General features: G+C 57.2%; 13 protein-coding genes. 5 read left to right on the top strand and 8 right to left on the bottom strand.

All coding sequences use genetic code 11. The annotated features are described in order from the left end of the window. Positions 1-135: 135 nt before the first annotated feature. Together DD236_RS10575 and DD236_RS10570 are read right to left on the bottom strand one after the other, a co-directional pair. Positions 136-1,281: an SPFH domain-containing protein gene (locus DD236_RS10575; RefSeq protein ID WP_109094373.1), complete on the bottom strand. Its 1,146-nt coding sequence runs from the start codon at positions 1,279-1,281 to the stop codon at positions 136-138. Between the two features lie 16 nt (positions 1,282-1,297). After that, entirely contained in the window at positions 1,298-1,879 is a 582-nt protein-coding gene (locus DD236_RS10570; RefSeq protein ID WP_109094372.1) for a TFIIB-type zinc ribbon-containing protein, read from the bottom strand. A 458-nt stretch (positions 1,880-2,337) separates the two neighbouring features. Here DD236_RS10570 and DD236_RS10565 point away from each other — a divergent pair, with 458 nt between their 5' ends. Then, a complete protein-coding gene (locus DD236_RS10565) occupies positions 2,338-3,183 on the top strand; it encodes an SDR family oxidoreductase (RefSeq protein ID WP_109094371.1) in 846 nt (281 codons plus the stop codon). A gap of 53 nt (positions 3,184-3,236) precedes the next feature. On the opposite strand, the gene DD236_RS10560 is transcribed toward DD236_RS10565, so the two are convergent. The 5 genes from DD236_RS10560 to DD236_RS10535 form a co-directional block, all read right to left on the bottom strand. Beyond that, a complete protein-coding gene (locus DD236_RS10560) occupies positions 3,237-4,169 on the bottom strand; it encodes an aldo/keto reductase (protein ID WP_109094370.1) in 933 nt (310 codons plus the stop codon). A gap of 45 nt (positions 4,170-4,214) precedes the next feature. Beyond that, the gene (locus DD236_RS10555) at positions 4,215-4,829 is read right to left on the bottom strand and encodes a TetR/AcrR family transcriptional regulator (RefSeq protein ID WP_109094369.1); all 615 of its coding nucleotides are present in this window, start codon (positions 4,827-4,829) and stop codon (positions 4,215-4,217) included. Positions 4,830-5,160: 331 nt separating this feature from the next. Next, positions 5,161-7,119, bottom strand: a complete 1,959-nt coding sequence (locus DD236_RS10545; protein ID WP_109094368.1) for a heavy metal translocating P-type ATPase — start codon at positions 7,117-7,119, stop codon at positions 5,161-5,163. Beyond that, a complete protein-coding gene (gene cmtR / locus DD236_RS10540; RefSeq protein WP_109094512.1) occupies positions 7,116-7,505 on the bottom strand; it encodes a Cd(II)/Pb(II)-sensing metalloregulatory transcriptional regulator CmtR in 390 nt (129 codons plus the stop codon). Before cmtR ends, DD236_RS10545 begins: the two co-directional genes overlap by 4 nt. A gap of 57 nt (positions 7,506-7,562) precedes the next feature. Further along, positions 7,563-8,672 carry a cysteine desulfurase family protein gene (locus tag DD236_RS10535; protein WP_109094367.1) on the bottom strand — a complete coding sequence of 370 codons (1,110 nt, stop codon included), beginning with the start codon at positions 8,670-8,672 and terminating at the stop codon, positions 7,563-7,565. 179 nt (positions 8,673-8,851) lie between these two features. Between DD236_RS10535 and DD236_RS10530 the strand changes: the two genes are divergently transcribed. The 3 genes from DD236_RS10530 to DD236_RS10520 all read left to right on the top strand — a co-directional run bounded on the left by DD236_RS10530 (position 8,852) and on the right by DD236_RS10520 (position 10,378). Then, the gene (locus DD236_RS10530; protein WP_133246094.1) at positions 8,852-9,310 is read left to right on the top strand and encodes a MarR family winged helix-turn-helix transcriptional regulator; all 459 of its coding nucleotides are present in this window, start codon (positions 8,852-8,854) and stop codon (positions 9,308-9,310) included. Continuing rightward, positions 9,307-9,783, top strand: a complete 477-nt coding sequence (locus DD236_RS10525) for a flavodoxin domain-containing protein (RefSeq protein ID WP_109094365.1) — start codon at positions 9,307-9,309, stop codon at positions 9,781-9,783. The genes DD236_RS10530 and DD236_RS10525 overlap by 4 nt, the downstream gene beginning before the upstream one ends. A 274-nt stretch (positions 9,784-10,057) precedes the next feature. After that, positions 10,058-10,378, top strand: a complete 321-nt coding sequence (locus DD236_RS10520) for a DUF3995 domain-containing protein (protein ID WP_109094364.1) — start codon at positions 10,058-10,060, stop codon at positions 10,376-10,378. A gap of 2 nt (positions 10,379-10,380) precedes the next feature. Here the strand turns inward: DD236_RS10520 and DD236_RS10515 are convergent, their stop codons facing one another. After that, positions 10,381-10,923 carry a DUF1697 domain-containing protein gene (locus DD236_RS10515; protein ID WP_109094363.1) on the bottom strand — a complete coding sequence of 181 codons (543 nt, stop codon included), beginning with the start codon at positions 10,921-10,923 and terminating at the stop codon, positions 10,381-10,383. A 279-nt stretch (positions 10,924-11,202) separates the two neighbouring features. Between DD236_RS10515 and DD236_RS12090 the strand changes: the two genes are divergently transcribed. Next, a complete protein-coding gene (locus tag DD236_RS12090) occupies positions 11,203-11,373 on the top strand; it encodes a hypothetical protein (protein ID WP_165819900.1) in 171 nt (56 codons plus the stop codon). Positions 11,374-11,836 lie beyond the last annotated feature (463 nt).

Here is an 11,836-nt window from a genome sequence, read left to right as displayed (position 1 = left end):
GTCTTGTGCTGCGCGCGTGCGGTATGGCGCGACAGTACACCACCATCATATCCGCAGTTGTGGCGGGTGGATGGAGCCGGGCCAAAGTGAGCCAGACGCCTGTTTTCGGCTAGACACATCTAGCACGATGAGAGCTCAGAGACCGAAGACCTCTTTCTTCTTTGCTTCGAACTCATCCTGAGACAGGATCCCGACGTCAACAAGTTCCTTCAGCTTCTTAATGGTTTCGATCTGCTCATCCAATGAAAGCAACGGTGAGGGCGCACTTGCAGCAGCTACTGGTGCAACTGGAGCTGCAGTCAACGGGTTGATTGCCTGCGCAAGATTCATGCCGAATAACATTCCGCCACCGTCTCCTAAACCGTGATCCTGAACACCCTGAGAAACCTTCTGTTGGGCTGCAATATTCGACGCTTGCTGTGAGATCGCCTCGAATGCCGAGAGGTTCATCTTGTTGCTGGCGTACTGTTTAACCAGATTTCGCGATTCAGGCGAGAATTCGATGCTCTCGATACCCACCTGTACTACATCCAATCCATACCTAGTGATCCAAGAGCCAAGAGCAGAGCTGTCGTCGGCAATCAGTTCAGCGATAGATCCGGCCTGCGCTGGTAGTTCCGAAATCCGATGGGTCGCCGAGAGAGAATTGACTGCCACAAGGAACGCTTGTATGAACTCGGAGGAGATCTGCTGGCGGGCCTGTGGGCTATCGAAAGCGTAATAACGTGCATTCGCGGGTAGAAAGTTGCGGACGAACGCGACGGGATCAACGATACGGAGCGAGAAAGTTCCGAACGCCATAATTTCTAGATCAGCGTCGTAAAAGCTATCGTGATAGACTACCGGCCCTCGCGTGCCAAACTTGAGACCACGGATCTCACGGAGGTTGACAAAGGCTAGATACTTCTGGTCAGAAGTCTGACCACCGAAGCGGAAGCGCTCCGTGGTCTGCTTGACGATCGGTGCGGTAAAGCCTTCCCCGCTGAAGATACTTGGTTGTCCGGCCCAGTATTCATACCCACCAGCTTGAGTAATGACATCCTCGATACCTGCCTGGCTGAAGATAAAGGCCGCGGTGTTCTCGGGGACGAAAACCTTCGAGCCGTTGGTGATGACATCGGCTGAACCCTTGGAGTTGACACCACGGTGGTTGTTGGCTTGCTGGTGTATGCCTGGAGCCACGACCGAGTACTCAGTAAAGTAACCTGCGGTGATAATATCTTTCCACTGGTCCGCGAATGTTCCGCTGAGAGCTCCGGTGAAGGCCTGAATGATACCCATTGCTAATCCCTTCTACTCAACCTCGAAGCTGCTGGCTCGAACCGCAGTATTCGCAGGCGATCATCTGACCCGTAGAGCCTGATACCGGAGCGCCGCAACCGTTGCACTTTCTTGTGACTTTCACCGGGACTTTTGCCTTCGAACCAAATGCGGATCTGAAAACTCCAAGCGTGTCGTTCACGACATCGGCGACCATAGCTGCACCTGGAATTGCCATTCCCGTGTCTTGGTGGACGGGTGCTTCTACTCCCGTTACTACTTGGTTGATCTTGCCGATCCAGTCGTTGAGCTTTTTCTTCCCTCCTGACTGAAACGCAAACTTTTCCTCCCCATTCACGAAGTACACCTCCAGTACTTTTGTGTCGTTCGCAGCTTTCCCGATCACAGCTTGCGCCTGTTGACCGTAGACTTTGATTTGATTCAAAGGAAACGTTAGATTTCCTTTTGAATTACCGAACATGCCTTTCTTCACCAGCACCAAGTTGAGGTTGGTGAGTATCAACTCATCGGTGTACGACGACCAAAAACCACCGTGCATGACATGCTCGTCTTTAAGCAGCACAACTTCATTCGGCTGAAGATTATATTTCGCGGCCACTATCTTCCTTTCCTCTCTACGCTGAGGGACACCGACTCTTACCGTTCACACTTGGCGGTACTCGTGCCGAAGATAGTAAGTGTTACAGGTATGTGAGGCTACGGCGCCCGTCCCGTAATTCAACTCCCTAGGTGCTGGCTGGATATTGTAAATAGTATGCCACGAAACGGCGCGCATTGGCGGATAGCACCATTTCTGAAACAACGCTAAATGTAGTTGTGAATTCAAAGGGATTCGCGTGTCCGCTTCGTCCACAATGCTGAGACAGGCTTGATCTTCATTCTTGAACTCACTGCACTGAACCTAAGCCCCACGGCTTCTTCTATGACGTCTATTGTCCAATTGGTCAAGTGAACACCCATAAGAACCTCCAACCCAACAGAAGCCAGCACCTTCCTCAAAACGCTAGTATCGATGGGAGCCACTAAACGTTGTTTGCACCCTTGAGGAGTTTAGCTATGTCCCTTCCCGCACTCGCCATCACTGGATCAACTGGCCATATTGGCGGGCTGGTAGCCCAGCATCTCGCTGATGACGGCCTCAGCCAGCGCCTCCTCGCCCGAAATCCCAACAAGGCCCCGAAACTGCCGGGAGCCACTGCCGTACAGAACAGCTACGAAAACACTGAAGAATCACGAAGCGCACTTTCCGGGACTAAGCTCCTCTTCATGGTGTCCGCTTCCGAGAGTTCTGAAAGGTTAGACCAGCATCGGGCATTCATTGACGCAGCTGTTGAAGCTGGAGTCGAGCACATCGTCTACCTCTCCTACTTCAAGGCGGCGCCCGATGCGACCTTCACGCTCGCCCGCGACCACTGGGCAACCGAACAACACATCATCAAGTCAGGCATCGCATACACATTCCTTCGCGACAACATGTATACGGACTTCTTTACCTCCATGGTTGGTAGCGACGGCGTGCTCCGTGGCCCCGCAGCAGACGGGCGGGTCGCCTCCGTGACGCGAGCCGACGTTGCCCGCGTCGCGGCCGCCGTGCTTCATGACCCCACCGCACACACCGGGCAGACTTACGACCTCACGGGGCCAGAAGCACTCACCTTTGACGAAATCGCGCAGACCATCACCGATGTCACCGGGCGCGAAGTCTCATTCCACAACGAGACCATCGATGAAGCCTATGAGTCGCGCCGCGCTTGGGACGCCCCGCAGTGGGAGTACGACGCATGGGTCTCCACCTACACGGCAATCGCCGCCGGAGAACTGGTACCCGTAAGCGATGCCGTCGAGCAAATCACGGGGAAACCCGCCGAGTCGCTCCGAGATTTTCTTAGCTCAGCCAACTGACCACATACTCGGCTCGGAGTCGGAGCTTGCCCCTGAGCTCAGGAGAGCTCGGTCTAGCGGCTCACGCGGTCCAGCAAACCGAGCTCTTCGGCCGAGAGCTCGAGGGAAACGCCTTGGAAGAGCGCCTCTAGTTGTTCGGGTTTGGACGCCGATGCAATCGGAGCAACGACGGTAGGCTGTGCCAGCAGCCACGCGATAGCAACGCTTGCTGGTTCCGCACTATGGGCCTGAGCAACATCGAACAGAGCGCTCAGCACGTTCTCCGTATTGTCATTGATATAGGTCTGTACAACGGGTGCGCGCGAACCCGTGAGAGGCTCACCCGGACGATACCTGCCCGTTAGCAAGCCGCTAGCTAGCGAGTAATAAGGCACAACGGCCAAGGCGGACTGCTCCGCGATTGGAGCCAGATTCGACTCGAAATCTTCGCGTTTCACCAGATTGTAGTGAGGTTGCAAAGCGACAGGTCGGCGAACACCCATACTGTCGGCTGCCGCGATCCATTCACGGACTCGTTCAGGACTGTGGTTCGATAGCCCAACCTCGCGGATCTTTCCTGCTGCTTGGAGCTCAGCAAACGCTCCAACAGACTCTTCAACAGGAACCGATGTGTCCTCCTGATGAGCGTAATAAAGGTCAATGTAGTCAGTCTGAAGGCGGTTCAAAGAGTCCTCAGCAGCGGCCGCGATGTTGGCAGCCGAGAGCCCGGGCCGGGTTGGCAACTGGGCGACCTTGGTCGCAATAACAACCTGATCCCGGTTGTTTCGTTCAGCAACCCACGAGCCGATGACAGACTCTGACTCGCCGCCCTTATTCCCCGGGATCCAGACAGAATACGAATCCGCAGTGTCAATGAAATTGCCCCCGCGATTTACGTACTCGTCAAGAACTCTGAATGAGGCTGGCTGATCTGTTGTCCAGCCAAACGTGTTCCCACCGAGGCAAAGCGGGGAGATTTCGATCCTAGATTCTCCAAGTTGAGTCATGTTGACTGCCTTTCTAGACAAATAGTGCTGTTTGAATTTCTGTAGTTAAGCGTGCTGCATGGCCTTATCGTCGGGCCACAGCCCGAAATCGCTGAATACGCTGGCGATGTCAGCTTCGCCTAACTGCCGCCCCGATGCAGCCTCAGTCAAACTCAGCCCGAGCATGAGCGAAAGTGCACTCCGTGCTGGGTCAGGGCCTACCGTCCAAGTCTGAAAAAACCCGTTCAGCGCATCGAGCAGTTTGATTGACGCCGGCCGCAGTTGAGGCTGCCGTATTGACGCCACGAGCAATTCGAAGCTCCCAATCACATGTTCAGGGGTGCGCCCGTCCGGGTCACGGACAACGCGATCCCAAGCCTCGGAAATCGAGATCTTTCCTTCTTGGGCGTCTGGCTTCAGTTGATCTAATCGGGCAACAGAGTCATCAATCAAGCGATCAAAGGCCGCCTCGAACAGCTCGTCTAGCGTGGCGAAATGGTAGGTGATCGAAGCAAGAGATACCCCTGCCCGCTTGGCAACCTTACGCTGCGTTGTCCCCGCCAGTCCTTCTTCGGCAATCAACGCGATTGTAGCTGTCATGATTGCCGCGCGAGTTCGGTCACCATCAGAGCGCCGGGACCGCTTCGGCGTGAAGCAGCGAGATGGATTCTCCGCTTCCATCGAAACCTCCTTTGTTCTAGTTTGTACTATAGTACAGACTAAGAAGTTCGGGTGGCAATAGTAGGGTTCTATGAGCTTTGCGGCCCCAGGGGTAGGAGCTGTGGGACAAGTCGTACGAAAAGTACCATCACGAGGAGTTCAACGAGGGTTTGAGTAACGACGACGAGCGCCGCAAGATCGAATGCCGCAGGCAGTGCTAGCACAAACGGGAGTAACCGCAAGGGCCAACAGGCTCCTATCCTCCCACGGCGCGGCACCGAGATTGAGTCCGTGCCAAAAAGCAACTACATGTACTTTTTGGCCGGATATGGCGCGCTATTTCAACCGACGCTCATTCGTGAGGGCTACTGACCAAGTTCTTATCCTCGCTGTCCACAGCTGGGAGGGGACGGCGCTTCGAGCGTGCTGCTCGGATTCCGTTGAGGATCACGACAACTTCCGCGACCTCATGTACCAGCACTACCGCGGCCAGACCGAGCACCCCGAACAGCGCCAGAGGAAACAGCACCACGATGATCGCCAGCGCTAGGGCGATATTGCCTGTCATGATCGCTCGGCCCCGGCGAGCGTGAGCCAGAGCATCAGGGATCAACCGCAGGTCGGTGCCGGTGAACGCAACATCAGCGGCCTCCACAGCCGCAGCGGAACCACCCGCGCCCATCGCGATCCCGACCGTGGCCGAAGCTAGCGCGGGGGCATCGTTGATGCCGTCACCAATCATTGCTGTCGGCATCGCGTCGGCGGACTGGCGAATCTGCTCGGCCTTGTCCGCAGGAAGCTGTTCGGCGTGAACCTCATCGATGCCCGCCTGAGAGGCGATCGCTTCAGCCGTGCGGGTGTTGTCTCCGGTAAGCATGATCGTCGAAACGCCCTGTGCGTTCAAGGCGGCGATCGCTTCTGCAGCTTCGGGACGTAGCTCATCGCGAATACCAATCACTCCGGCTACAAGGCAGTCGGCCTCAACCACGATGATACTCATGCCCTGTGCGGCTAGCTCGCTGACCTGTGCGGCGAGCGCCTGCGGGTCAACCCAGCGTGGGCTACCGACGCGCACCCGACGGCCGTCGACAATCCCAGCGAGTCCGTGGCCGGGCTGCTCCTGCACCTCGGCGGCGACCGGCCTGTCCGTCGCGGCTGCTGTAATGGCCTCCGCCAAGGGATGTGTGCTCGAACCTTCCAGCGCAGCCGCGAGGCCGAGGACTTCGGCCCCCAGGCGGCCATCAGCTGCGTAGGTGGCAGCGACCGTTGGGTGGTTGCGGGTTAGTGTGCCGGTCTTGTCGAACGCCACCCGACGGATCGTACCCAGCTGTTCGAACGCTGCCCCAGATTTAATGACAACACCGAACTTCGATGCAGAACCGATTGCGGAGATCACTGTAACGGGCACTGCGATCGCCAACGCACATGGTGATGCGGCGACAAGGACAACTAGGGCGCGCTCGATCCACATACTGGGATCGCCCACGAAGAACCCGAATACGACGATCAGAGCGGCCGCGATGAGCACTATCGGCACCAGAGGGCTGGCAATTCGGTCAGCCATTCGCGCGCGCTCGCCCTTATTTGCATGGGCTTGCTCGACGAGATGCACAATCTTCGTTAGTGAGTTGTCCCGCCCGTCTGCGGTTGCTTCGATGTGCAACGTGCCTGAGCCATTAACCGAGCCAGCAAGCACCTGATCGCTAGGGCCGACCGCGACGGGGATGGATTCACCGGTAATCGCCGAGGTATCCAGCCAAGAGCGGCCTTCGGTAACCACTCCGTCCGTGGCAAGGCGTTCTCCAGCGCCAATGGTGAGGATGTCTCGCTCGCGTACCTCGCCAGCAGGGATTATCTGCTCACCGTCGGGACGCGAGACACGGGCGGTCTCGGGGATCAGTGAGAGCAATGCGCGCAGCCCTTGCTTGGCGCGATCCATGGCACGATCCTCTAAGGTCTCGGCGATGGAAAAGAGAAACGCGAGCGCTGCTGCCTCACCAACATGTCCGAGTAGCACGGCACCAATAGCGGCGATCGTCATCAGTAATCCCACACCCAGCCGGTCACGGCCCTTAGCGTTGAATAGTCGCTTGAGCGTGCTTGGCACGAACGTCCATGCGCCAGCAAGCAGTCCAAGAGAGAAGGAGACGATTGCGGGAACGTCTAGGCCTGTCCACTCCATGATCAGCCCGGCAACCAACAACACGCCGGAGGTCACTGGCAGAGCCAGAGCACGGTCGCGCCACCACGGCGCCAACTCCTCATGCTCCTCGCCATGCGATTCGTTAGGGCCACAGCACTCCCCGCTCATCGCACACCCTCGATCTCAGTTTCAGCACGTTCCTGTGTGTCAGAACCGCAGCAGCCAGCAATCGAGCACTCCGGGTCGATGCACGGCACCTGCTCGTCAACCGCGAGTGTGACATCAACCAGTGCGGTCAGCGCGGCGGCAATGTGCGGGTCCGAAATCTCGTACCGGGTTTGTCTGCCCTCGGGTTCCGCCACAACAATCCCACACCCGCGCAGGCACGCCAGATGGTTCGATACATTGGTCCGGTTCAGCCCAAGATCGCGAGCGAGCCGCGCCGGGTATCCCGGCTTGTCTAACAGAGAAAGCAGAATGCGCGAACGGGTCGGATCGGCCATAGCACGCCCCAGCCGGTTCATCACGTCAACACGAGAAGCAATGGTCAGCACGTAATGACCATACACCAGTTGGTGACCAATCAGTAGAAGCTACTCCCGTTCCTCCCGTCACCTCGCCGCTGTTTCAGCTAATGCGGCAACCGCAGTATGGACGTCAGATTCAGTCGTGGCGCGGCCGATGGAAAGGCGGAGCGCACCAAGGGCGATCCGGGGCTCAATGCCCATTTCGAGAAGGGTGGCGGCGGGCGTGTGAACGCCGGAGTGACAGGCACTTCCTGTCGACGCCGCAATACCATCCAGAGCGTCGAGCAGGTTGCTGCCGATCTGATCGGGAAAAGCAACCATGAGCGTGTTCGGTAGGCAACCCTCGGCGGGGCTAATGCGGACCAGGCCGGGAATCGCCGGCGAAAGACTTCTCCAAAACAACTCCCGGAGTCCCCTCTGGCGGGCGGGTTCCGATTCTAGAAGTCCTTGAGCGAGTTCGGCGGCTGCACCCAGCCCAACAATGCTGGCAACGTTCTCGGTACCGGGCCGCAATCCCCGTTCCTGTCCTGCACCAACAAGTACGGGCGCAATCGCCGTGCCACGCCGGATATAGAGCGCACCGACACCCTTCGGTGCATACAGCTTGTGCCCGGCGATACTGAGGAGATCAACGGCTAGTTCATCCACCGCGACAGGAACCTTTCCTACCGCCTGAGCACCGTCTGCATGCATAACACCGCCAGCCGAGTGAACACGCTCGGCAACGGCAGACACTGACTGAATGGTTCCCACCTCATTTTGAGCGAGAATCAACGTGCCCAATCCAACCGGACCCTCAGGCACGTTGTTCGGATTGACTCGGCCCGCGGCATCGACACTAAGATGGTGCACTACCCAACCTTGCTCGGCAAGCCGTGTTAGGGGCTGAAGTGTGGCCGGGTGCTCAACCACAGAGCTGACAGCGATGTGGGTGCGAGCAGTGCGCGCCGTGCCCTGAATGGCCAAGTTGTTGGCCTCGGTGCCGCCGGACGTAAAGGTGATCTCGTCCGGGTGCGCGCCGATCAATGCCGCAACCTGTTCCCTAGCAGTATCGATTCCTCTGCGAGCCAGCTTGCCCTGCGGTGTTGAACTTGACGGGTTGCCGAAGTACTCAGTCAGGTAGGGCCACATAGCATCGGCCACTTGGCGCGCTACCGGAGTGGTTCCATTGTGGTCGAGGTATATACGCGACATGCGCAAATTCCTTCCTGTAGAACTCTCTTGAGTTCCAGCGCGAGAGGCCAGCGACAATGTGCCACGTGTCTAGGCCCCTCTGAAGACTACATCCACGAGATAACCCCCGCTTACTTGTGACCTCTCACCTATTTATGTAACCTCTTACCTATATCGATGGAAAGAGGCAAGTAGTGGATATGGAAAACGGAGTTACGACGCTGGATACTGAACTTCTGGTGTTCGGTTCAGTGTTCGCTGTAGCGAATCGGCTCCAGCGGGTGTTAGATGCCGCCATGCCGGAAGTGACGGCGAAGCAGTGGTGGCTGCTGGCGACACTGTCTCAGTTCGATGAACCACCCACATTGAGCGAGTTGTCGAAAGCAGCTGATACCTCTCACCAGAACACTCGCCAGATACTGGACAAGCTGGCTCGTAAGGGTTTTGTGACTCTGGTTCCTGATGGGGCGGATCGTCGGGTAAGCCGTGTTGCTACTACTGAGAAGCTGGACGAGTGGGGCCGTGCGACTGAAGGACAAGCCCGGGACTTCATGGCCCAGTTGTATGCCGGATTCACGCGCAAAGAACTTATTGCGCTTGGCAATGGACTGATGCGCTTACACGACACACTTGGGCACATGACAAAGGAAAAGGAATGAGTACCGCGATCGTTTACGCTTCGAAACATGGGACAACAGCCGAGATTGCGCGCCGTATGACCACACGAATAGGCGGAAACACCACCCTATTTGACCTAGCTGATGGCTCCCCCGACCTCTCCCCCTATTCGACCGTTGTGCTTGGCACTGCAATCTACGCGGGCCAACCCAAGTCAGATATGAAGGCTTTCTGCCGTACTGTAAAGCTCTCAGGCAAACGGCTTGGTTTGTTTGTGTGTGGGATGGAACAGGATCCAGCGAAGCAGGCCACAGAACTCGCGAACGCTTTCCCCAAACACCTGAGGAAGCAAGCAGCCACGGAAGCTTTCCTCGCGGGGCGGTTCCTGTTCTCCGCAATGAATCTGGCCGAACGCTTCATCACCAAGCGGATCGCTAAGACTAGTCAGGACGTTGACTCGATTGACGACGACGCCATTACCGCATTCGCATCGTCACTCACAGGCACAGAATAACGCCGCAGTGTGTGGAGCGCCCCTAACCGCTAACGTCAGCAAGCGGTTGAAACGGGAACCCGAACTGTACTCGTCTACGGTTTGAACAATGGCCAACTGACGGACAGCCAAGTGGACGCTATCCGATCTACTTCGTTTTCAATGCTGAAGAAAACTCGTATGCTTTTGATTCTTCAAGGCCAGATCGGTGAGCAGTACTTGGTTCCAACCAGCAAGTCCGGGCATAGTTGCGAGAAGCAAGGCTATGTAGTTCCATATCGAGAGGTGCTCATGGATGATACTCGAGGATCCGGCTCGACTGCTCCCATTCCAACGGGAGCGCGTGTCGCGTATCTGGGAACGGCGATTTTCGGTGGCCTGCACGCGCTGGCGAGCATCTATTGGGGTCTGGGCGCTCGGGTTGATTGCATATGGCGGGGTGTACACAACCGCAGCCCATCTTTCGCTGGCTGGGTGGTTTAGTGAGGCGCAAGACCTGAACGGATTACGGGGCCACGCCTACCTGTGGTCGCCACTGTTCCTTGCGTGGGGATTGAGCCTTGCCATCGCGTTACTGCTCGACCGCAAGCGCCGAGCGATCCACGGCGAACAATAGTCTCAAGCGTTCTCAAGTTTTCTGAGGGTGTTCAGGTTTCGGTTAGTTGTTGTGGCCTTGAAGCGAGCTTTGGCCACGATCTTTGCAAATGGGGTCGAGGTGCTTTCACCCTTCGGGCAGCGCCAGTACACCACACCCTTCCCCACGCCAACTTGCTCGACCGCGCCGTTCTCTTGTGCGGAGGCCGCTTCAACCAGTTCGTCTCGCGACTCATCACTCGAGGCAAAAACCACATAGGCGTGGTGTTGCGCGTCTTCTTCAAACGGGTAGGACTGAATGATCTCTGTCAGCCCGTTTTGCTCGATAAGCACGATCCATGCCTCATAACCGAATCGCTCGCGCAGGCCCGTCTCGATAGCCAGCTTGAGCCGCGCTTGTTCCGGCACCCCAGGGGAAACCTCGCTGTCAAAACACACGTTGCCTGAGGCAAGCACCGTGCGCACGTTCGAGAAACCCAAATCACTGAAAAGTTGTGCAAGCTCGCCGCTACGCAGGGTGATGCCATTAACGTTCACTCCGCGTAATAGCGCCACCCAGCGGTTCATGGTTGCCAGTCTAGGTTCTGGCTCTACCAGTGGACCACCCCTCACGGGCTCGAATCCGTTTTGAAACCAAAACGGAAAGAACCGGGCACCTCCAATACTGGAGGCACCCGGTTCATTTGTGGGCCTTCGTAGGTGCTTTTCAAACCCTTGTGATCAGCTCCAGGCCTTGATTTCCTCTATTATCAAGGGAAAGAAGCGGCATCAGCGACGGGATCAACCGCAACATACGGATGGTTGGTGTCGCGGCCGCGGGTCATGGCGACCTAGAGGTTCTCCCGTGTGGCTGATGCCGTCAAGGATCAGATCAGCGCGGGCACGCTCATTGAGCTGGGTTACCGTCTGAGTATCTTGCCGCTAGACAGCCTAGGCGGCATCGACCAGCAACACTATCGCTCCTTCGTCTTCGGCGATGGCGGTGATGCGGTCAGGAGAGCCAGTGCCGGCAAGTGAGGCTTCATTCGGGATCACTATCCGACCGGGCTGAACGTGAGGCCTTGCTACTCGTGGAGTTGCCACCAGCGAGCGGTGTTGCTGGTCTCGATGCTGAGTACTTCACCGAGGCAGAACAGGCCAGAGCCAATCCATAAACCGGGCGGTGTTCCTTCTTCCGTGTAGCACCTCGTCAACGGTGTTGAGAGCGATCGGTCTCCGTCACCGGCACTCAACACCCGCATCGAAACCGTCATAGCTGACCTCCCACGCGCTCAGGTGAGGCTCGTCGGTACGCTCGGTCAACTCAGCATTGACCCGGGAACGTTGGTAAGCCCCTGTTGTGAACTCGGGTGATGGGGGGTGCCCCTATGTTGTTTGTCAAGCTGCTTGGGCTAGTTCTGGGGTGTCGTAGAGGGTGTTGTCTCGGAGCATGGCGTACAGGACGGTGAGTCTGCGGTGTGCTAGAGCGATGATGGCTTGG

The sequence above is a fragment of the Ancrocorticia populi genome (assembly GCF_003123745.1).
GTDB lineage: Bacteria > Actinomycetota > Actinomycetes > Actinomycetales > Actinomycetaceae > Ancrocorticia > Ancrocorticia populi.
This window is presented reverse-complemented; position numbering and strand designations above follow the sequence as displayed.

Coding starts and splice junctions, on each gene's coding strand:
- DD236_RS10525 (WP_109094365.1), top strand. CDS start 9,307: ATGAGTACCGCGATCGTTTACGCTTCGAAACATGGGACAACAGCCGAG.
- DD236_RS10555 (WP_109094369.1), bottom strand. CDS start 4,829: ATGGAAGCGGAGAATCCATCTCGCTGCTTCACGCCGAAGCGGTCCCGG.
- DD236_RS10565 (WP_109094371.1), top strand. CDS start 2,338: ATGTCCCTTCCCGCACTCGCCATCACTGGATCAACTGGCCATATTGGC.
- DD236_RS10515 (WP_109094363.1), bottom strand. CDS start 10,923: ATGAACCGCTGGGTGGCGCTATTACGCGGAGTGAACGTTAATGGCATC.
- DD236_RS10560 (WP_109094370.1), bottom strand. CDS start 4,169: ATGACTCAACTTGGAGAATCTAGGATCGAAATCTCCCCGCTTTGCCTC.
- DD236_RS10530 (WP_133246094.1), top strand. CDS start 8,852: ATGGAAAACGGAGTTACGACGCTGGATACTGAACTTCTGGTGTTCGGT.
- DD236_RS10535 (WP_109094367.1), bottom strand. CDS start 8,672: ATGTCGCGTATATACCTCGACCACAATGGAACCACTCCGGTAGCGCGC.
- DD236_RS10520 (WP_109094364.1), top strand. CDS start 10,058: ATGATACTCGAGGATCCGGCTCGACTGCTCCCATTCCAACGGGAGCGC.
- DD236_RS10575 (WP_109094373.1), bottom strand. CDS start 1,281: ATGGGTATCATTCAGGCCTTCACCGGAGCTCTCAGCGGAACATTCGCG.
- DD236_RS10545 (WP_109094368.1), bottom strand. CDS start 7,119: ATGAGCGGGGAGTGCTGTGGCCCTAACGAATCGCATGGCGAGGAGCAT.